18 protein-coding genes are annotated in these 20,645 nt (G+C 72.2%); 11 read left to right on the forward strand and 7 right to left on the reverse strand.

Translation table 11 applies throughout. The features are described 5' to 3' along the window. The first annotated feature begins 35 nt into the window (after positions 1-35). Positions 36-869: a lysozyme gene (locus ACFYNP_RS36280; protein WP_388406850.1), complete on the forward strand. Its 834-nt coding sequence runs from the start codon at positions 36-38 to the stop codon at positions 867-869. Positions 870-995: 126 nt separating this feature from the next. Further along, entirely contained in the window at positions 996-1,799 is an 804-nt protein-coding gene (locus ACFYNP_RS36285; RefSeq protein ID WP_388406847.1) for a trypsin-like serine peptidase, read from the forward strand. 36 nt (positions 1,800-1,835) lie between these two features. Here ACFYNP_RS36285 and lon read toward each other — a convergent pair whose 3' ends face one another. Beyond that, positions 1,836-4,250 carry an endopeptidase La gene (gene lon / locus ACFYNP_RS36290; protein ID WP_388406844.1) on the reverse strand — a complete coding sequence of 805 codons (2,415 nt, stop codon included), beginning with the start codon at positions 4,248-4,250 and terminating at the stop codon, positions 1,836-1,838. A gap of 189 nt (positions 4,251-4,439) precedes the next feature. On the opposite strand from lon, the gene ACFYNP_RS36295 reads away from it, so the two are divergent. Together ACFYNP_RS36295 and ACFYNP_RS36300 are read left to right on the forward strand one after the other, a co-directional pair. Continuing rightward, positions 4,440-5,165 carry a GNAT family N-acetyltransferase gene (locus ACFYNP_RS36295; RefSeq protein ID WP_388791539.1) on the forward strand — a complete coding sequence of 242 codons (726 nt, stop codon included), beginning with the start codon at positions 4,440-4,442 and terminating at the stop codon, positions 5,163-5,165. Between the two features lie 56 nt (positions 5,166-5,221). Then, positions 5,222-6,274, forward strand: coding sequence for a DUF3626 domain-containing protein (locus ACFYNP_RS36300; protein ID WP_388791541.1), 1,053 nt, complete (start codon positions 5,222-5,224; stop codon positions 6,272-6,274). Here the strand turns inward: ACFYNP_RS36300 and ACFYNP_RS36305 are convergent. Next, complete coding sequence (locus tag ACFYNP_RS36305) at positions 6,258-7,103, reverse strand: rhomboid-like protein (RefSeq protein WP_388791543.1); 846 nt, start codon at positions 7,101-7,103, stop codon at positions 6,258-6,260. The two genes, ACFYNP_RS36300 and ACFYNP_RS36305, sit on opposite strands and share 17 nt — an antisense overlap. Positions 7,104-7,358: 255 nt before the next feature. Between ACFYNP_RS36305 and ACFYNP_RS36310 the strand changes: the two genes are divergently transcribed. The 4 genes from ACFYNP_RS36310 to ACFYNP_RS36325 all read left to right on the forward strand — a co-directional run bounded on the left by ACFYNP_RS36310 (position 7,359) and on the right by ACFYNP_RS36325 (position 14,141). Continuing rightward, complete coding sequence (locus tag ACFYNP_RS36310) at positions 7,359-8,027, forward strand: spermidine synthase (protein ID WP_388406831.1); 669 nt, start codon at positions 7,359-7,361, stop codon at positions 8,025-8,027. 90 nt (positions 8,028-8,117) lie between these two features. Next, positions 8,118-8,855: a response regulator transcription factor gene (locus tag ACFYNP_RS36315; protein WP_053730675.1), complete on the forward strand. Its 738-nt coding sequence runs from the start codon at positions 8,118-8,120 to the stop codon at positions 8,853-8,855. Next, complete coding sequence (locus ACFYNP_RS36320) at positions 8,852-10,042, forward strand: ATP-binding protein (protein WP_388406828.1); 1,191 nt, start codon at positions 8,852-8,854, stop codon at positions 10,040-10,042. The genes ACFYNP_RS36315 and ACFYNP_RS36320 overlap by 4 nt, the downstream gene beginning before the upstream one ends. Positions 10,043-10,322: 280 nt before the next feature. Beyond that, complete coding sequence (locus ACFYNP_RS36325; RefSeq protein WP_388406825.1) at positions 10,323-14,141, forward strand: multifunctional oxoglutarate decarboxylase/oxoglutarate dehydrogenase thiamine pyrophosphate-binding subunit/dihydrolipoyllysine-residue succinyltransferase subunit; 3,819 nt, start codon at positions 10,323-10,325, stop codon at positions 14,139-14,141. A gap of 103 nt (positions 14,142-14,244) precedes the next feature. Here ACFYNP_RS36325 and ACFYNP_RS36330 read toward each other — a convergent pair whose 3' ends face one another. After that, positions 14,245-14,634, reverse strand: a complete 390-nt coding sequence (locus ACFYNP_RS36330) for a DUF6191 domain-containing protein (RefSeq protein WP_388791545.1) — start codon at positions 14,632-14,634, stop codon at positions 14,245-14,247. A 290-nt stretch (positions 14,635-14,924) separates the two neighbouring features. Between ACFYNP_RS36330 and ACFYNP_RS36335 the strand changes: the two genes are divergently transcribed. Next, on the forward strand, positions 14,925-15,107 hold the full coding sequence (locus ACFYNP_RS36335) for a DUF6104 family protein (protein ID WP_003961784.1): 183 nt from the start codon (positions 14,925-14,927) through the stop codon (positions 15,105-15,107). Positions 15,108-15,238: 131 nt separating this feature from the next. Here the strand turns inward: ACFYNP_RS36335 and ACFYNP_RS36340 are convergent, their stop codons facing one another. Next, positions 15,239-16,057 (reverse strand): hypothetical protein, encoded by an 819-nt coding sequence (locus tag ACFYNP_RS36340; protein ID WP_388791547.1) that lies wholly within the window; start codon positions 16,055-16,057, stop codon positions 15,239-15,241. 261 nt (positions 16,058-16,318) lie between these two features. Here ACFYNP_RS36340 and ACFYNP_RS36345 point away from each other — a divergent pair, with 261 nt between their 5' ends. Then, complete coding sequence (locus ACFYNP_RS36345) at positions 16,319-17,224, forward strand: DUF4097 domain-containing protein (protein ID WP_388791549.1); 906 nt, start codon at positions 16,319-16,321, stop codon at positions 17,222-17,224. A 1-nt stretch (position 17,225) separates the two neighbouring features. Next, on the forward strand, positions 17,226-18,272 hold the full coding sequence (locus ACFYNP_RS36350; RefSeq protein WP_388791551.1) for a helix-turn-helix transcriptional regulator: 1,047 nt from the start codon (positions 17,226-17,228) through the stop codon (positions 18,270-18,272). A 260-nt stretch (positions 18,273-18,532) separates the two neighbouring features. Here ACFYNP_RS36350 and ACFYNP_RS36355 read toward each other — a convergent pair whose 3' ends face one another. The 3 genes from ACFYNP_RS36355 to ACFYNP_RS36365 all read right to left on the reverse strand — a co-directional run bounded on the left by ACFYNP_RS36355 (position 18,533) and on the right by ACFYNP_RS36365 (position 20,429). Continuing rightward, positions 18,533-19,084 (reverse strand): Clp protease N-terminal domain-containing protein, encoded by a 552-nt coding sequence (locus tag ACFYNP_RS36355; protein ID WP_388791553.1) that lies wholly within the window; start codon positions 19,082-19,084, stop codon positions 18,533-18,535. Further along, a complete protein-coding gene (locus ACFYNP_RS36360; RefSeq protein ID WP_388791555.1) occupies positions 19,084-19,293 on the reverse strand; it encodes a helix-turn-helix domain-containing protein in 210 nt (69 codons plus the stop codon). Before ACFYNP_RS36360 ends, ACFYNP_RS36355 begins: the two co-directional genes overlap by 1 nt. A gap of 170 nt (positions 19,294-19,463) precedes the next feature. After that, a complete protein-coding gene (locus ACFYNP_RS36365; RefSeq protein WP_388406808.1) occupies positions 19,464-20,429 on the reverse strand; it encodes a zinc-binding dehydrogenase in 966 nt (321 codons plus the stop codon). Positions 20,430-20,645 lie beyond the last annotated feature (216 nt).

Here is a 20,645-nt window from a genome sequence, read left to right on the forward strand (position 1 = left end):
CTCCCCACCCCCACACAGCCTTTCGGAGGCACGCAATGCCCGTGCACAGATCCGGAACGGCCCGCCGCGGCCCCCTCGCCGCGGCCGGGATCCTCCTCTCCTCCCTCGCCCTCGTCCTCGGTTTCACCGGTACGGCCGGCGCCGCCGACATCCCCGCGCGCGGCTCCGCGACCCTGGGTATGGGCGTGGCCAAGCACGACGGGGTGGGCGGGCTGCCCCGTGACACCCGTGCCGTACAGGCCGCGCAGACCGAGGGTGTCGACACCAGCAGCCACAACGGCAACGTCGCCTGGTCCACCCTGTGGAACAGCGGGGTGAAGTGGGCCTACGTCAAGGCCACCGAGGGCACGTACTACACCAACCCCAACTTCGCCCAGCAGTACAACGGCTCGTACGGCGTCGGCATGATCCGCGGCGCGTACCACTTCGCCACCCCCGACACGACGAGCGGCGCCGCCCAGGCCGACTACTTCGTGGACCACGGCGGCGGCTGGTCGCGCGACGGCCGGACCCTGCCGGGCGCCCTGGACATCGAGTGGAACCCGTACGGCGCGGCCTGCTACGGCAAGTCGGCGGCCGGCATGGTCAGCTGGATCGGCGACTTCCTCGACCAGTACCGGGCCCGTACCGGGCGGGACGCGGTGATCTACACCGCGACCAGCTGGTGGACCCAGTGCACCGGCAACTCGGCCGCCTTCGGCGCGAGCAACCCGCTCTGGATCGCCCGCTACAACACCGACCCCGGCACCCTGCCGGCCGGCTGGGGCTTCCAGACGATGTGGCAGTACACCTCCTCGGGCCCCACGGTCGGCGACCACTCCCGGTTCAACGGGGCGTACGACCGCCTCCAGGCGCTCGCCAACGGCTGACGGCACCCACGCACACCCGAGCGGGCCCCCGGCACTGCGTGGCCGGGGGCCCTTCGGCTCCCCGTACGGAGCACCCGTCGCACACGTGACCCCGTCCCGGGCGCGGCATGAGTAAGGATGGGGGGCATGCGCAGGTTGGGAGCGGTGTGCCGGGCGGTTGCCCTGATCGCGGTCGTCACGGCCGGTGGTGCGGGCTGCGGCTGGTCCGTGGCGTCCTCGCCGCAGACCGAGCGGCCCCCGGGCGAAGCCGCGGCCCCGCCGCCCGGCACCCAGAGCAGCGCGGTACCGGCCGGGAAGGTCTCGTCGGTCGGCGTCCTCGTCAACGGCGACGACCACGCCTGCACCGCGAGCGTGGTGGCCAGTCCGCACGGCAATGTCGTAGCCACCGCCGCGCACTGCGCGACCGGGCTTCCGCTGGACACCCTGGAGTTCGCGCCGGGCTTCTCCGGGGCGGCCCCGGGGACGTTCCCGTACGGGAAGTGGAAGGTGCGGTCGGTACAGGTCGACGACCGGTGGACCGCGGACCACGAGGACGCGGCGGACTACGCCTTCCTCACGCTGGAGCCGGACGCGCACGGCCGCAACGTACAGAGCGTGGTCGGCGCCTCGACGCCCGAGTGGGGCGCGGGCCCCGATCAGCGCGCGACCGTCGTCGGCTACCCGGACCCGGACCACAACCCCGACAACAAGCCGGTCATGTGCACCACCGACGTGCGCCAGGACCCGGACGAGCCCGCCATGATGCGCATGGAGTGCGGCGGGTTCTGGGTCGGCACCAGCGGCAGCCCCTGGCTGATCGACTACCGGGGCCCGGACCGGCTCGGCCGGATCATCGGCGTCCTGAGCGGCGGCGACACGGACGTCGAGTCGACCGCGGCCCTGTTCGACGCGAAGGCCCGCTCGGTGTACGAGCGGGCCACCCGGGCGTAGCCCGGGGCCGGGGCGGTAACCCCCGGCCCCGGTGTCTCACGCGGCCGCGGCGACCGCGACCTCGGCGGGGGCGAGGGCGATCTCCAGGACCTGGCGGACGTCCGTGACGGGGTGGACCTCCAGCTTCTCCAGGACCTCGGCCGGGACGTCGTCCAGGTCCGCCTCGTTCCGCTTGGGGATCACCACGGTCGTGATCCCGGCCCGGTGTGCGGCCAGCAGCTTCTGCTTGAGGCCGCCGATCGGCAGCACCCGGCCGGTCAGCGACACCTCGCCGGTCATCGCCACGTCGGTGCGGACCTGCCGCCCGGAGAGCAGCGAGGACAGCGCGGTCACCAGGGTGATGCCGGCGCTCGGACCGTCCTTGGGCACCGCGCCCGCCGGGAAGTGGACGTGCACGCCCCGGTCCTTCAAGTCCCCCACGGGGAGCTCCAGTTCGGCCCCGTGCGAGCGGAGGAAGCTCAGCGCGATCTGCGCCGACTCCTTCATCACGTCGCCGAGCTGGCCGGTGAGGGTCAGGCCCGCGGCGCCGGTCTCCGGGTCCGCCAGGGAGGCCTCGACGAACAGGACGTCACCTCCGGCCCCGGTGACCGCGAGGCCGGTGGCCACGCCGGGCACCGCGGTGCGCCGCTCGGCGGGGTCCTGGGCGGACTCGGGCACATGGTGCGGTCGCCCGATCAGCTTGCGCAGGTCGTCCGGGGCGATGGTGAACGGCAGCTCCTGGCCGCCCAGTTCGTGCTGGGCCGCCACCTTGCGCAGCAGCCGGGCGATCGAGCGCTCCAGGTTCCGTACGCCCGCCTCGCGGGTGTACTCCCCCGCGAGCCTGCGCAGTGAGGCATCCTCCAGGACGACCTCACCGTCTTCCAGGCCGGCCCGCTCCAGCTGGCGCGGCAGCAGGTGGTCGCGCGCGATGACGACCTTCTCGTCCTCGGTGTAGCCGTCGAGCCGGACCAGCTCCATGCGGTCGAGCAGGGCCTCGGGGATGGCTTCGAGGACGTTGGCGGTGGCCAGGAACACCACGTCGCTCAGGTCGAGCTCGACCTCCAGGTAGTGGTCCCGGAAGGTGTGGTTCTGCGCCGGGTCGAGCACTTCGAGCAGGGCCGCGGCCGGGTCGCCCCGGAAGTCGGAGCCCACCTTGTCGATCTCGTCGAGCAGCACCACCGGGTTCATCGACCCGGCCTCCTTGATGGCCCGCACGATCCGGCCAGGCAGGGCGCCGACGTAGGTGCGGCGGTGGCCGCGGATCTCGGCCTCGTCGCGTACGCCGCCGAGCGCGACCCGGACGAACTTGCGGCCCATGGCGTGCGCGACGGACTCGCCGAGCGAGGTCTTGCCCACTCCGGGCGGCCCGACGAGCGCGAGCACGGCGCCGCCGCGGCGGCCGCCCACCACCCCGAGCCCCCGGTCGGCACGGCGCTTGCGCACCGCGAGGTACTCGGTGATGCGCTCCTTCACGTCCTTCAGCCCGGCATGCTCGGCGTCGAGGATCTCCCGGGCGCCCCGGATGTCGTAGACGTCCTCGGTGCTCTCGTTCCAGGGCAGTTCGAGGACGGTGTCCAGCCAGGTGCGGATCCAGGAGCCCTCGGGCGACTGGTCGCTGGACCGCTCCAGCTTGTCGACCTCCTTGAGGGCGGCCTCGCGGACCTTCTCGGGCAGGTCGGCGGCCTCGACACGGGCGCGGTAGTCGTCGCTCTCGTCCTCGTCGCCGCCCTCGCCGTTGAGCTCGCGCAGCTCCTTGCGCACGGCGTCCAGCTGGCGGCGCAGCAGGAACTCGCGCTGCTGCTTGTCCACGCCTTCCTGGACGTCCTTGGCGATGGACTCGGCGACGTCCTGCTCGGCGAGGTGCTCGCGGAGCTGCTCGGTGGCGAGCTTGAGGCGGGCCACCGGGTCGGCGATCTCCAGGAGCTCTACCTTCTGGGCGACGGTGAGGAACGGCGAGTAGCCGGAGTTGTCGGCGAGCGCGGAGACGCCCTCGATCTGCTGGACGCGGTCGACGACCTGCCAGGCCCCGCGCTTCTTCAGCCAGTCGGTGGCGAGCGCCTTGTATTCCTTGACCAGTTCGGTCACCTGTCCCGGCAGGGGCTCGGGCAGGGTCTCCTCGACCCGGGTGCCCTCCACCCACAGGGCCGCGCCGGGCCCGGTGGTGCCGGCGCCGATGCGCACGCGGTGGCGGCCCCGGATGAGGGCGCCGGGGTCGCCGTCGGAAAGCCGGCCGACCTGCTCGACGGTCCCGAGCACACCGGTCCCGGCGTACGTCCCGTCGATCCGCGGCACGAGCAGCACCTGCGGCTTCCCCGCATCGGACCGGGCGGCGGCCTGCGCCGCCTCGACGGCGGCCCGCACCTCGGTGTCGGACAGGTCCAGCGGAACGACCATCCCGGGCAGCACGACCTCGTCGTCGAGCGGCAGCACGGGCAGGGCGGTCGGTGTGTTCGCCGTGGACTCGGTAGCCATGATCTCCCCTTCGGCAGTCAAGTTGAGCTATGCCGACTCAATGCATGTGAGTCGGGGATTGTTCCCCGAGCCTTGTTCGCTCTGAGCGATCATCTGGGGCCGCCCTCGTAACCAGGGGCGGGGGACAAATACCGGCCGCCACTTGTAAGGTTCCGTTAGCCATTTCACCTATTACCACTGGGGGCGGACATGACCTCGCCAGCGACGGCTACGGCTACGGCTACGGCTACGGCTACGACGACGGCAGCAGCGACCGAGGCGGCTACGAAGGACCCGGCCAGGACGGCCGCCCTCGTACGGGCGTGGATCGACGGCTGGGTCGTGTCGCGCGGAACCTCCGACCCGATGGACCGGCCCTGGGGCTGGACCATCGACGCCGGACAGGCCCACCACGTGTCCCGGCACGTACTGCCCTGCCCCGCCGAGGCCGACGTCCGCGCGCTCGTGGCCGCCACGAGCGCGCCCGGGACCTGGCTGAAGCTGTTCGCGGACGACGACACCGTGCGGCCCTGGCTCGGCGCGGGCTGGGAGTTCGACCGGCCCGGCTACCTGATGACGGTCCCGCTCGCCGCCGAGCGGCCCGAGGTGCCGGCCGGCTACACCCTCACCTCATGGACCCGGGGCGGTGTGACCCGCGTCCTCGTCCGCACCACCGAGGGGCACTTCGCGGCCCGCGGCCAGATCGCGCCGACCGGCCCGACCGCCGTCGCCGACCAGATCGAGACCGCGGGCGACCACCGGCGCCGGGGCCTGGGCAGCCTGGTGATGCGCACCCTTCAGAACACCGCCCACGAGGCGGGCGCCCGCACCGGCATCCTGGTGGGCACCCCCGAGGGCCGCGCCCTTTACGCCTCCCTCGGCTGGACGACCCGGTCTCCCATGGCGAGCCTGGTCCTCAAGCCGGCGGCAGGCTGACCGCCGCCGGAAAATCCGGCAGCGGGCGAACGGGCCGCTCGCCTACATTCGGCCGCATGACGCTCACCCGCGCCCAGAGCGCCGCGCTCACCCACGTCCGCACCGCCGCACGATCGGCCGCCCGCCGGGCCACGGGCCGGCTCGGCGGCGTGGACGCGCAGGCACTCACCTCGCACGTCATGGACCGGGCGCGCATCACCCTCAACTTCCACCCCGACCGGCCGCGTCCCACCGACGGGCGCACGGTCGCCGAGGCGCTCGCGGTGGACGCGGTCTACCGGAGCCAGTACGAGACGGGCCTGTCCAACGGCGGGCGCACCGCCTTCCCCGGCGGGGCCCGGGACGAGTGGGAGCGGTCCCTGTTCGGCGGCGCCTACCACGCCGACGGCGTACGGCCCAAGTACGGGGCGCTCAACCTGCTCGGCCACGCGGACGGCGCCGCGCCCCGCTTCGGCTCCTGCCATGTGCGGCTGCGCCCCGAGGTGAACCGGCGGGCCACGTTCTGCCACGGCGACAGCCACCTCGGACCGGAGGACGTGGGGACCGCCGACGCCTTCTGGTGCGTCCTGGCGGCGCTCGTGGAGGACGGGACGGATGTGCGCGGGGTGCCTTCCGGTACGCACGGGCGGATACACGGGCGGATATTGGACGGGTATGTCGAGGCCCAGGTGCACGGCCCGGTCGTCCTCACCCGGGACGCGGAGGCCATCGTGCTCGACCCGTCGTTCCGGGGCACCCCGGCCGCCCGGCTGCTCGCGTCGACCGGGGTGCCGATCGAGTGGCACCCCGGATTCGTGCTCGCGCCGCACGAGGTGGACGCCGAATTCCGTGGCCCCGTGATGCTTCCCCTGGCCGCCCGTGTCGTGCGCGCCTACTCGGCCGACGGCCTGCTGCGCGCCGAGACGCTGGGCCACGCCGCCGCGTCCGTCGTACGGGAGCCGCGGGCCTGGGCCGAGTTCGGCAGCGGGGACGAGGTGCTCCAGTACGTGAAGCAGCTGTGGCACGTACTGGCCCGGTTCGGGCGGCCCGACGTGCGGGCCGAAACGGGGGCCGACGGGCTGGCCGACGAAGGGGCGGAGGACCGGGCCGGGATCAGCCGGCCGGTGTGACAGGTGTGAGCCGCACCCGCCGTACCGCCGGCCAGCAGGCGATGCCCGCCAGGAGGGCCACCGGGTGGCCCCAGGCCGCCAGCGGTTCCACCATCTCCAGGAGGTCCTGCACGAGCAGGGCGCCGACGACGGCCAGGGCGGTCCAGCGCAGCAGCGGGGCGAGCAGGCCCGCGAGGGCGCCGACCGTGGCCATCAGGCCGAAGCTGATGCCGTAGTCCAGGCGGTGCAGCGAGCTGGCGGGAAGGTGGCCGGCCAGGACCGAGACGGCGACCGGAAGCTCGGTGGCCAGGGTCGCCACGACATGGCCGAGCAGAAAGACACCGGCCGTGCGCCAGCCGCCGATACGGCGCTCCAGCGCGGCCAGGACGAAGAGGAACACCATCGCGTACGGGGAGGCGATGCCGCCGGCTATCCACAGGGCGCTCGCGAAGATCGCCAGGACCGGCGCCGTGGACAGATGGGCCACATCGGTGCTCGACCCGCGCAGCAACGCGCTCACCGTGGCCTGGTCGCCGTACTCGCTGTAGAGCGAGGTCACCAGGAGCAGCACCGCGTAGCCGAAGGCGAAGGGGTACGAGGCGGGCGAGGGGAGCAGCCCCCGGACACGGGCGAGACCGCCCCGCGCACCGGCGCCGGCCACCGGCTCCGGTCCGGGGACGGCCGCCGCCCCGGCCTCGCGAACCGACGGCTCGGCGGGCTCCGGCTCCGGCCACGGCCGCTGGGGCGGGATCGCGTCCAGCGCGGGGCCGGAGGCGGAAGCGAAAGCAGGAGTGACGGCGGGCAGCGGCGTGGCCGACGCGGCCGGCTGCCGGGTTTCCAACGGGTGCACCGGAAGAGGCCCCTTCCCCGGGGCACGGTGTACGCGCCCCGAATCAAGCCACGCCCGCGTTCCCCGGCCGTGTTCCGTTCTCGCTTACCTGCCGTACAACGGCTCACCTTCCGTGATCGTCTCCGGGCCCGTCTATGGCGTGCGCCACATCGGACAACCTTTGACACATCCTGAGCGTCCGGGGCTCGCCGCGCCACCCGTACGAGCCCCACAACTCGCGTGCGCGGAGCGGCCGGAGACGGCATCCTCACGGACATGGACGACATCGCCACCCTCGACCGGCGGCAGGGACCGCACGGGGAAGTCGTGCTGCGGCAGCGCGGCGCGCATTTCGAGATCATCGCCAACGGGTGCTTCCTCATGGACACTTCCGACGGCCGCTCGGAACGCCTGCTCATCGATGCGGCGTACGACACACTTCTGCCAGGCACATCCGGCCCTTCCGTTCTCATCGGCGGGCTGGGCGTCGGCTTCTCCCTCGCACATGCGGCGCAGGACCCCCGCTGGGGCCAAATCACCGTGCTGGAGCGGGAGAAGGCCGTCATCGACTGGCACCGCACGGGTCCGCTCCGCGCCATTTCCGGCCCGGCTCTGTCCGATTCGCGTACCCGGATCATCCAGGCCGATCTGGTCGATTACGTACGGACCGCCCAGGACACCTTCGACGCGCTCTGTCTCGACATCGACAACGGGCCCGACTGGACCGTCACGGAGGGCAACGGCGGACTGTACTCACCGGCCGGACTCGCCCACTGCGCAAGGCGGTTGAGGCCCGGCGGAGTGCTCGCCGTATGGTCCGCGCAGCCGTCCCCCGGCTTTGAGCAGGCACTCCGGAATGCCGGATTCACCGGGGTAAATACCAAAGAGATCCGAGTTGCCCGGGGCGTCCCTGACGTGGTCCATCTCGGTGTTCGCCCTGCGTAGCCGAGATACGGAAAGTGCCTCTAGTCTCTGAGCCACACAGGGGATCACCCCACGGATCCCCGGGCGAGCACATTCAGGGCGGGGCAACCGATGGAGCAGACACACACCGGCCACAACGGCGTCGCGGCGACCCCCGGCGCCCAGCGCAGGGTGCTGGTCGTCGAGGACGACACGACGATCGTCGACGCCATCGCGGCCCGTCTGCGGGCCGAGGGCTTCCAGGTGCAGACGGCCGTCGACGGCCCCGCGGCCGTCGACACGGCCGAGGCCTGGCAACCGGACCTCATGGTGCTCGACATCATGCTGCCGGGCTTCGACGGCCTGGAGGTCTGCCGCCGGGTCCAGGCCCGCCGGCCCGTGCCGGTCCTCATGCTGACGGCCCGCGACGACGAGACCGACATGCTGGTCGGACTCGGGGTCGGCGCGGACGACTACATGACCAAGCCGTTCTCGATGCGCGAGCTCGCGGCCCGGGTGCACGTCCTGCTGCGCCGGGTGGAGCGCGCCGCGCTGGCCGCCACCACACCGCGCACGGGCATACTCCGGCTCGGCGAGCTGGAGATCGACCACGCGCAGCGCCGGGTACGGGTGCGCGGCGAGGACGTCCACCTCACGCCGACCGAGTTCGACCTGCTGAGCTGCCTGGCGAACACGCCGCGCGCCGTCCTCTCGCGCGAGCAGCTGCTCGCCGAGGTGTGGGACTGGGCCGACGCGTCCGGCACCCGGACCGTGGACAGCCACATCAAGGCGCTGCGCCGCAAGATCGGCGCCGAGCGGATCCGCACGGTCCACGGCGTGGGTTACGCGCTGGAGACCCCGGCGCCATGAGCCGGGCCGGAGACCGGGCCCGGCAGCTGCGCGGCAGCGGCGAGCGGCCCGGCTGGGACGAGCCCGCCAGACGCGGCGGCTGGGCCAGGGCCCGGCGCGGGCTGCGCGGCCGGATAGCGGCCGGCCTGCGGTCGGTGTCGATCTCGATCAAGACCAAGCTCGGCACGCTCGTCGTGGTCTCCGTGTTCATCACCACAGGGCTGCTCATGGTGGCCCTCCAGACCCGCACCGAGCTCCGCTTCATCACGGTGTTCTCGGTGATAGCGACCCTGCTGATCACCCAGTTCGTCGCCCATGGGCTCACCGCCCCGCTGGACGAGATGAACACGGTCGCCCGCGCCATCTCGCACGGCGACTACACGCGCCGGGTGCGCGGCGCCGACCGCCGCGACGAGCTCGGCGACCTCGCGGGCACCATCAACCGCATGGCCGACGACCTGGAGGCCGTGGACCGGCACCGCAAGGAACTCGTGGCGAATGTCTCCCACGAGCTGCGCACCCCCATCGCGGCGCTGCGCGCGGTCCTGGAGAACGTGGTGGACGGGGTCTCGGCCGCCGACCCGGAGACGATGCGCACGGCCCTCAAGCAGACCGAGCGCCTGGGCCGCCTGGTCGAGACCCTCCTGGACCTGTCGCGCCTGGACAACGGCGTGGTCACGCTGCGCGCCCACCGCTTCGAGGTGTGGCCGTATCTGTCGGGCGTCCTCAAGGAGGCCAATCTGGCGGCCGCCCAGCGCAAGCTGTCCTCGGGCTCGGGCAACCACCAGCGCACCGATGTCCATCTGCACCTGGACGTCTCGCCGCCCGAGCTGACCGCGCACGCGGACGCCGAGCGGCTGCACCAGGTCGTGGCGAATCTCATCGACAACGCCGTCAAGCACTCCCCGCCGCACGGCCGCGTGACGGTACGGGCCCGGCGCGGCCCGCAGCCCGAGTCGCTCGACCTGGAGGTCCTGGACGAGGGGCCCGGCATACCGCAGTCGGAGTGGCACCGGGTCTTCGAGCGGTTCAACCGCGGCACGGCGACCGCCCCGCACGGCCCGGGCAGCGACGGCGGCACGGGCCTCGGCCTCGCCATCGCGCGCTGGGCGGTGGATCTCCACGGTGGCCGGATCGGCGTGGCCGAATCCACTCGCGGCTGCCGGATCCAGGTCACCCTCCCGGGCACCCCGCGCCCGCAAAGTTGACGTAAAGTTCGAACCGGAAGCGACCGTTCTGCGTGGTCATCAGCGGAAGCGGTCGTTCAGGGTGCGGGCCAGGGGGCCGCAGCCGCGCTGCCGTGTACCCGGAGCGACGCGTGGAGCAGCGGAACCACGCTTGTTTCCCGCCATTTCACGCCCTGAAACCAGGGTTCCGGTGTGACTTACGCGACTGTGGCAAGCCCGGCCTGCACGTCCACGCCGGCAAGGCGTAGCCTTTATTTCCGCTGTCCATCACCTTGTGAAGCGGAAGAGGGCGGTTACCGCCGTGTCGTCTCAGTCCCCCAGTAATTCGAGCGTCTCGACCGACCAAGACGGGCAGGGCAAGAACCCTGCGGCCGGCTTTGGTGCCAATGAGTGGCTTGTCGACGAGATTTATCAGCAGTACCTCCAGGATCCCAATTCGGTCGACCGTGCCTGGTGGGACTTCTTCGCCGACTACAAGCCGGGTGCCACCGGCACGGCGGACAACCCTGTTCAGGGTGCTCCCACCGCAGCCGCGGGCGCCCCGGCAGCCGCGCCTGCCGCAGCTGCTCCGGCCGCTCCCGCGGCCCCGGCCCAGGCCGCCCCGGCACCCGCGGCGCCGGCCACCCCGGCCGCCGCTCCGGCGCCGGTGAAGGCCGCGGCTCCGGCCGCCGCCCCGGCTCCCGCTCCGGCGAAGCCCGCGGCCGCCGCCGCGCCCGCCAAGCCCGCCGCCGCTCCGGCGACCGAGGCCCCGGCCGGTCCCGAGTACGTGACGCTGCGCGGTCCCTCCGCCGCGGTCGCCAAGAACATGAACGCCTCCCTTGAGGTGCCCACGGCCACGTCCGTGCGCGCCGTCCCGGTGAAGCTCCTGTTCGACAACCGCATCGTCATCAACAACCACCTCAAGCGCGCCCGGGGCGGGAAGGTCTCCTTCACCCACCTCATCGGGTACGCGATGGTGCAGGCCATCAAGGCCATGCCGTCGATGAACCACTCCTTCGTCGAGAAGGACGGCAAGCCGACCCTGGTCAAGCCGGACCACGTGAACTTCGGTCTGGCCATCGACCTGGTGAAGCCCAACGGCGACCGCCAGCTCGTCGTCGCCGGCATCAAGAAGGCCGAGACGCTCAACTTCTTCGAGTTCTGGCAGGCCTACGAGGACATCGTCCGCCGGGCCCGGAACAACAAGCTGACGATGGACGACTTCACCGGCGTCACCGTCTCGCTGACCAACCCCGGCGGCCTCGGCACCGTGCACTCCGTGCCGCGTCTGATGCCCGGCCAGTCGGTCATCATGGGCGTCGGCTCGATGGACTACCCGGCCGAGTTCCAGGGCACCTCGCAGGACACCCTGAACAAGCTGGGCATCTCGAAGGTGATGACCCTCACCTCGACGTACGACCACCGGGTCATCCAGGGTGCGGCGTCCGGCGAGTTCCTGCGGATCGTCGCCAACCTGCTGCTCGGCGACAGCGAGTTCTACGACGACATCTTCGAGGCGCTGCGCATCCCCTACGAGCCGGTCCGCTGGCTCAAGGACATCGACGCCTCGCACGACGACGACGTCACGAAGGCCGCCCGCGTCTTCGAGCTGATCCACTCCTACCGGGTCCGCGGCCACGTCATGGCCGACACCGACCCGCTGGAGTACCGCCAGCGCAAGCACCCCGACCTGGACATCACCGAGCACGGCCTCACCCTGTGGGACCTGGAGCGGGAGTTCGCGGTCGGCGGCTTCGCCGGCAAGTCCCTGATGAAGCTGCGCGACGTCCTCGGCGTCCTGCGCGACTCGTACTGCCGCACCACCGGCATCGAGTTCATGCACATCCAGGACCCCAAGCAGCGCAAGTGGATCCAGGACCGCGTCGAGCGCTCGCACTCCAAGCCGGAGCGCGAGGAGCAGCTGCGCATCCTGCGCCGCCTGAACGCGGCCGAGGCGTTCGAGACGTTCCTCCAGACCAAGTACGTCGGCCAGAAGCGCTTCTCGCTGGAGGGCGGCGAGTCGGTCATCCCGCTGCTCGACGCCGTCATCGACAGCGCCGCCGAGTCGCGCCTGGACGAGGTCGTCATCGGCATGGCCCACCGCGGCCGGCTGAACGTGCTCGCCAACATCGTCGGCAAGTCGTACGCGCAGATCTTCCGCGAGTTCGAGGGCAACCTCGACCCGAAGTCGATGCACGGCTCCGGCGACGTGAAGTACCACCTGGGCGCCTCCGGCACCTTCACCGGCCTGGACGGCGAGCAGATCAAGGTCTCGCTCGTCGCGAACCCCTCGCACCTGGAGGCGGTCGACCCGGTCCTGGAGGGCGTCGCCCGCGCCAAGCAGGACGTCATCAACAAGGGCGGCACGGACTTCACGGTCCTGCCCGTCGCCCTGCACGGTGACGCGGCCTTCGCCGGCCAGGGTGTCGTCGCCGAGACGCTGAACATGTCGCAGCTGCGCGGCTACCGCACCGGCGGCACGGTCCACATCGTCATCAACAACCAGGTCGGCTTCACCGCCGCGCCGGAGTCGTCGCGCTCCTCCATGTACGCCACCGACGTGGCCCGCATGATCGAGGCGCCGATCATCCACGTGAACGGCGACGACCCGGAGGCCGTGGTCCGCGTCGCGCGGCTCGCGTTCGAGTTCCGCCAGACGTTCAACAAGGACGTCGTGATCGACCTCATCTGCTACCGCCGCCGCGGTCACAACGAGGGCGACAACCCGCAGTTCACCAACCCGCAGATGTACAACCTGATCGACAAGAAGCGCTCGGTGCGCAAGCTCTACACCGAGTCGCTCATCGGTCGCGGGGACATCACCCTGGAGGAGGCCGAGCAGGCCCTCCAGGACTTCCAGGGCCAGCTGGAGAAGGTGTTCGCGGAGGTCCGCGAGGCCACTTCGGCGCCGAGCGAGATCCACTCGACCGACGCCCAGGCCCAGTTCCCGGTCGCGGTCTCCACGGCGGTCTCCCAGGAGGTCGTCAAGCGGATCGCCGAGTCGCAGGTGAACATCCCCGAGCGGATCACCGTCCACCCGCGTCTGATGCCGCAGATGCAGCGCCGCGCCGCCTCCGTCGAGGACGGCACGATCGACTGGGGCATGGGCGAGACCCTGGCCATCGGTTCGCTGCTCATCGAGGGCGTCCCGGTCCGGCTCTCCGGCCAGGACACCCGCCGCGGCACCTTCGGCCAGCGCCACGCGGTCCTGGTCGACCAGGTCACGGGCGAGGACTACACCCCGCTGATGTACCTGTCCGAGGACCAGGCGCGCTACAACGTCTACGACTCGCTGCTCTCCGAGTACGCGGCGATGGGCTTCGAGTACGGCTACTCGCTGGCCCGTCCCGAGTCCCTGGTGATGTGGGAGGCGCAGTTCGGCGACTTCGTCAACGGCGCCCAGACGGTCGTGGACGAGTTCATCTCCTCGGCCGAGCAGAAGTGGGGCCAGACCTCCGGCGTCACGCTGCTGCTGCCGCACGGCTACGAGGGCCAGGGCCCGGACCACTCGTCCGCCCGCCCGGAGCGCTTCCTCCAGATGTGCGCGCAGAACAACATGACGGTCGCCATGCCGACGCTGCCGTCGAACTACTTCCACCTGCTGCGCTGGCAGGTCCACAACCCGCACCACAAGCCGCTCATCGTCTTCACCCCGAAGTCGATGCTGCGTCTGAAGGCGGCGGCGTCGAAGGCCGAGGAGTTCACCAACGGCGGCTTCCGCCCGGTGATCGGCGACGAGCACGTGGACGCCCACGCGGTCCGCAAGGTCGTCTTCTGCGCGGGCAAGGTCTACTACGACCTGGCCGCCGAGCGCGACAAGCGCGGCGCGAACGACACGGCGATCATCCGCATCGAGCGTCTGTACCCGCTGCCGGGTGCCGAGCTCCAGGCGGAGATCGCCAAGTTCCCGAACGCCGAGAAGTACCTGTGGGCCCAGGAGGAGCCGGCGAACCAGGGTGCCTGGCCGTTCATCGCGCTCAACCTGATCGACCACCTGGACCTGGCCGTCGGCGCGGACGTGCCGCACGGCGAGCGTCTGCGCCGCATCTCGCGGCCGCACGGCTCGTCCCCGGCGGTGGGCTCGAAGAAGCGCCACGAGCAGGAGCAGGAGCAGCTGGTGAACGAGGTCTTCGAGGCCTAGCACCGGCGGGTCGGCGACCGGTCGCCGACGGTCGTAAGCAGGGCGAAGGGCCCGGCATCCCGCGGAATCGGGATGCCGGGCCCTTCGGCATGGACGGACGTGCTCAGCGCCCGCCGTCGTGATCGTCGGAGTCGCGGGCATCGTCGCGGGCCGCGGGAGCGTGCGGACCGGGGCCGGGGCCGTCGTGCTCCGCGGGGTCGCCAGGGTCTACGGGGTTTACGGGACCTGCGGGGCCTACGGGGCCTGCGGGGCCTGCGGGGCCTGCGGGGCCTGCGGGGCTCACGGAACCGTCCGGAGCCGCGGTGTCCTCACGGGTGTGCCCGGCGCCCCCGCCCGGGGACACCCGTATGACCACACTGCCGCTGGCCAGGTCTATCGGGCCACGGCCGGGGTCGGAGTCGCCGACCTCGTCCAGGGTGATCTCCTGACGTCGGCGCTCCTCTTCCGTGTGCCGCCGCCCGGGCGCGAAAAGCTCGCCGAGCCCACCGAACATCCGAAGCCACCTCCGTCAGCCGTCCCGTACTCACACAACGCTGTGCGGACCCGGTCGGATCCCGATCATGACGGCCGGATCCGCCGGCCGCGTCACGGGGAGGCCCCGCGGGAACACTCGGGCACGGTGACCTCGCGGTACCCCGGACTCGCCGCGCGAACCGGGTACCGGGCCGCTCGCATGGTCGGCACCTCGCGTGGTCGGCACGGCGAACCCGGCGGCCAACTCGGGGTGCTGGCGCCGGATACGCTGAAGGGCGAACATCCGGTACGGCGTCCCAGGAGCAAGTTGTGTACTTCACCGACCGCGGCATCGAGGAGCTGGAGAAGCGGCGCGGCGAGGAGGAGGTCACCTTCGAGTGGCTCGCCGAGCAGCTGCGCACCTTCGTCGATCTGAACCCGGACTTCGAGGTCCCCGTGGAGCGGCTCGCCACCTGGCTGGCCCGGCTCGACGACGAGGACGAGGACGAGTAGCCCCGCAGCCCCGCAGCCCCGCAGCCCCGCAGCCCCCGGCGGAACGGCCCGACGCGTGCTACGTATCGGGACACCCCCCGGGATACGTGCCCCGGTCCGGGGCGCGATTCAGGTCGGGCGCCCGGCCCGGATCAGGCACCCGGCCGGGCCCGCATCCGGTCGTACGCGAGGCCGAGGGCGCCGTGGGCGAGCAGGACCGCGCCCGCCGTCGTCCAGCCGCCGCTGCGACGGACCAGGCCCCAGGCCGTGAGCGGGAGACCCGCGGCGAGCTGGACCGCGCCGACCAGACGGGCCTTGGGGCCCCGCACCCAGGGGCCGAGCGGACCGTCCTCGACCGCGTCGAGTTCGGCGCGTACGGCATCGCGCCAGCCGGACCATTCGATCGCCTCGGCACCGTGCGCCGAGGCCACCGAACGCAGCCGGTCGGTCGGTTCGCCCGGGCCGAGCCCGGCCGGCAGCACCACGCCCGTGCGGGCCAGGACCGCGATCAGGCCGAGGAGCCGGGCCCGGGCATCGGCGGCGGAGTCGGGGCGGGTCAGGCCGTCGAGCGCCGCCATGTCGTGTACGGGATCGAGGCCGAGCCGGGCCGCGAACGTACGCATCGCCTCGCCCTCGCCGAGCGGTGTGCCGTCGGACAGCCAGACGTATCCGACCGTGCGGCGAAAGCCCGAGGCCAGGGTGTAGCCGGCCCGGGTGTCGTCCCACCACAGCGCGATCACCGGCCGGCCCGCCCCGACCGTGAGCGCGCCCGCCCAGCCCGCCAGCACCTCGTCGACCGGGCCGGCGCCGGTCAGCCAGGGTTTGGCCGCGGGGACGAGCACGCTCCAGCCGTCCCCAGCGGGCGCCAGCAGCATGCGCTCGCGCAGCAGATGGGCGACCGGGCGGACCACCGGGGGCTCGGCGCGGCAGAGAAGCAGGGCACCGGGGGCGGCTGCATCGACGACGGGCATGATCCATACGCTAGGTCACTCTTGATGCGTTTTCTCCCTGTACGACGGCGTTTGGGCGCATGGAAACGGACTGCGGCATGGGCGCACGACAGCGGAAGCGAGCCGGAGCCGGCCGGGCCGACCCGGACCGTCTTGACTTTCGGCAACCGCGATATATCGTGTCTAGCGAGATACGCGATATGTTGCGTCTGCCGTTGCATGGCAGCCGCACCCGTCGTTCCTCGCCCTGTTCAGTCGTCACAGCGCTCAGGAGGTCAGCACATGTCCGAGTCCACGTGGGCCGTCCCAGATTCGCGGAAGCTCACCTTCGACGCGTCCGACGCCGACGGGCCGGTGACGAAGGTCCAGGTCCGTATCGTCAACGGAACGGTGAACGTCGTCGGCACCGAGGAAAGTTCCGCCCGCCTGGAGGTCTCGGCCGTCGAGGGACCGCCGCTGATCGTGACGCGGGACGGCTCCACACTCACCGTCGGCTATGACGATCTGCCTTGGCGCGGCATCCTCAAGTGGCTGGACCGCAAGAGCTGGAGCCGCAGCGCCGTGGTCTCGCTCGCGGTGCCCGCCGGTGCGGACGTCGAGGTCGGGACGATCGGCGCGGGGGCCGTGGTGTCCGGGGTCCGGGGACGTACCGAGGTGCGCGGAGTCAGCGGCGACGCCACCCTGGTCAAGCTCGGCGGACCGGTCCGGGCCGAGAGCGTGTCCGGCAACCTGGAGGCCCAGGCGGTCGCCGGCGCCCTGCACTTCAAGTCGGTCTCCGGCGACCTGACGGTCGTCGAGGGAGCCGGGGGCCAAGTGCAGGCGGAGTCGGTGAGCGGCGACATGCTCCTCGACCTCGACCCGGGCGCGAAGTCCACCGACATCCGGCTGACCACCGTCTCCGGCGAGGTCGCCATCCGACTGCCGCACCCGGCCGACGCGCACGTCGAGGCCAACACCACGAGCGGGGCGGTCTCCAGCGCGTTCGAGGACCTGCGGATCAGCGGACAGTGGGGCACGAAGAAGATCACCGGCACCTTGGGGGCGGGCACGGGCACGCTGAGGGCGACGACGGTCTCCGGCTCGATCGCGCTCCTGCGCAGGCCGACGGAGGAGGAGCCGCACTTCGCGGAAGCGCCGTCGCCCGATGACCAGTCCGGCCCGGCCGGCCCGAACAAGAAGGTGCTCTGACATGCCCCCCGTCTTCGCCCACGGACGCCTGCGTCTCTATCTGCTCAAGCTGCTGGACGAGGCTCCGCGTCACGGGTACGAGGTGATCCGTCTGCTCGAAGAGCGCTTCCAGGGGCTGTACGCGCCCAGCGCCGGCACGGTCTACCCCCGGCTCGCCAAGCTGGAGGCGGAGGGCCTGGTCACGCACACCACCGAGGGCGGCCGCAAGGTCTACTCGATCACCGACGCGGGCCGCGCGGAGTTGGCGGGCCGGGGCGGTGAACTCGCCGATCTGGAGCTGGAGATCCGCGAGTCGGTCTCTGAACTCGCCGCCGAGATCCGCGACGACGTACGCGGTGCGGCGGGCAGCCTGCGTGACGACATGCGCCGGGCGGCCCGTGAGGCCCGTACGGGTCAGGCCGGGGCTGGTGCCGGAGCCGGTGCGGGTGCGGGTGCCGGGACTGGTGCGGGTGCGGGCCGTGGTGCCCGGAGGGGCTTCCCCGAGGCTTCCGACTTCTTCGACGGCTCGTGGGGCGACGCGGAGGGGTGGCAGCAGGCCAAGGAGGAGTTCAAGCGCGCGAAGCAGGAGTGGAAGGAGCAGGCCCGCCGGGCCAAGGACGAGTCCCGGCGGGCCCGCGACGAGGCCAAGGAGGCGCGGCGCCAGGCCAAGGAGGCGCAGGACAAGGCGCGCGACGAGATGCAGCGGGTCGCCCAGGACGTACAGCGCCAGGTGCAGGAGCACTTCGCTCGGGGCGACTGGCCCAAGGGGGTACGGGAGGGGCTCGCCGAGATCACGAAGGAGTTCGGGCGGTTCGGGTTCGGCCAGGCGCCGCCGGTGGCGGACGAGCGGGTGGATCTCGGCAAGCCGGAGTCGGAGGCGGTGCCGGAGTGGGCACGGGAGGAGTCGTCCGGTGACCCGGTGCGGGATCTCGACCGGTTGCTCGACCGGTTCCGGGACGACATCCGGGATGCGGCCCGGGACCACGGGGTGACGGAGGCCCAACTGATCGAGGCCCGGCGCCACTTGGCCGATGCGGCGGCCCACATCGGAGCGGCGCTCCGCCCCTGACCGGGGCGGGGGGCTGCCCGCTCTCCCGGCTCTTGCGCGGGTTGGATGGTCCCGGCCCCGGCCCCTGGGGCCCCGGCCCGGACCCCGCGCGCGCCTGAACGGCGCTCGGCCTCAAGCTCCCCCACGGCCCGCAGCCGAAAGCAGGATCAGGGGCGCGGGGAACCGTGCAAAACCAGCCCCACGCCACCCCTCAGCCCCGCAAGCCCCGCAGTGAACCCAGGCGCGGGGTACTGCGCAAGTGCCCCCGCACCGGGGCCGGCTCAGGCGGCCGGAAGCGAGAGCGCCCGCTCCAACCCCGCGTACGTCCCGCCGCACTCCGCCAGGGCCTCCCCCGCCAGCCCCGGCAGCACCGCAAGCGCGAGCAGCAGATGCTCGTCCCCGATGTGCTTCTGCTTGCGCGCGACCGCCAGCCTGAGCGCCTTCTCCAGTACCTTCTTCGCCCCCTTCGTGAAGGAGGGCCGGCCCGAGGGCCACGCCTTGCCCAGGGTCTCGCCGGACAGCGCGCCCGGGCCATGGACCTCCTCCACTCTCGCCACGATCTCCTGGACGGAGATGCCGAGGCCGGCCAGCGCGTCCTCCTCCGCCCTGGACATGCCGCCCCTGCGCCGCCCGGCGGCCAGCGCCTCCGCGAGTTCGGCGCGGCGATCGGTCACGCCGAGGGAGGCGAGTGCGAAGGACGCCCTCGTGCCCTCGCGGTCCAGGAGGGCGAGCAGCAGGTGTTCCTCGGTCACCACCGGGGACCCCGTGCGCGACGCGTGCTCGACCGCACCCGCCACCACCCCCCGCGCATCCGCCGTGAATCGCTCGAACATCAAGTCCTCCCGTGCTTCTTGTGGACGGCCTGGCGGCTGACCCCCAGCTCTGCGGCGACCTCCTGCCACGACCAGCCCTGATTGCGGGCGCTTCGCACCTGTACGGATTCGAGCTGTTCCAGTAGCCGGCGCAGCGCGGCGACGGCTCGCAGTCCGACCCTCGGGTCGCGGTCGCCGGCTCGTGCGGCGAGATCGGTTGCCTCGGTCATGCCTGTCAACTTACATTGACAGACACCGAGACGTCAACCCTTGTTGACATCCACGGGCAGTCGACGGGCAATCGACGGGCAGACGACGGGCAGACGAAAGGGCCGTGACCCCGCGCGGTCCTACGCGCGGGGTCACGGCCCCGAAGTGCAGCGGATGCCCGGTACCGGCCTCACCCCACCGTGAGGACCACCTTCCCGAACAGATCGCCCGACGCCACCTTCTCGAAGCCCTCGCGCGCCCGGTCCAGCGGAAGCACCTCGTCGATGACGGGACGTACGCCCGTCGCCTCGCAGAACGCCAACAGGTCCTCCAGCTCGTCCTTCGTGCCCATCGTCGAGCCGACGACCTTGAGTTCGAGGAAGAAGATGCGGGTCAGTTCGGCGTGGGCGGGGCGGTCGCCGCTGGTGGCGCCGGAGATGACCAAAGTGCCGCCCGGGCGCAGGGACTTGACGGAGTGGGACCAGGTCGCGGCGCCCACCGTCTCGATCACCGCGTCCACCCGCTGCGGCAGCCGCGCCCCGGGCTCGTACGCCTCGACCGCGCCCAGTTCGACCGCTCGCCCGCGCTTGTGCTCGTCGCGGCTGGTCGCGAAGACCCGCAGGCCCGCCGCCCTGCCGAGCACGATCGCGGCCGTGGCCACGCCGCCGCCCGCGCCCTGCACCAGGACCGAATCCCCGGGCCGGACACCGGCGTTGGTGAACAGCATCCGGTACGCCGTCAGCCAGGCGGTCGGCAGGCAGGCGGCCTCCGCGAAGCTCAGGCCCTTCGGCTTGGGCAGCACGTTCCAGGTGGGCACGGCGACCTGTTCGGCGAAGGTGCCCTGGTACTTCTCGGTGAGGATCGAGCGGCCCTCGGTGGGGCCGACGCCGTGGCCGGTCTGGCCGATCACCGAGTGCAGGACGACCTCGTTGCCGTCCTGGTCGACACCGGCCGCGTCGCAGCCGAGGATCATCGGCAGCTTGTCCTCGGAGAGCCCTACCCCGCGCAGCGACCAGACGTCATGGTGGTTCAGGGAGGCTGCCCGTACGTCGACGAGGGTCCAGCCGGGACGTACCTCGGGGGCCGGCCGCTCCCCCAACTCAAGGCCGCTGAGCGGCTGGTCACGGTCGATGCGGGCGGCGTAAGCGGCGAACATGGCCCTGACCCTAGGGGGCGCGGCCCGGCCGCCGGAACCTCCCACGGCTGTGACGCCCCGCACGCCGGGAGGAGCCGGGACGAGCCGGGAAGACAGTCGTGGGGGGGGGGGCCGGCCGGGGGCCCCCCCCCCCCGGGGGGGGGGGGGGCCGCGCGGGCCCCCGCGGGGCCCCGCCCCCCCCCCGGCCGCGGCCCCCGCCCCCCCCCGGGCGCGGGG

Origin of the sequence: Streptomyces sp. NPDC006691 (assembly GCF_042869955.1) — a bacterium.
GTDB lineage: Bacteria > Actinomycetota > Actinomycetes > Streptomycetales > Streptomycetaceae > Streptomyces.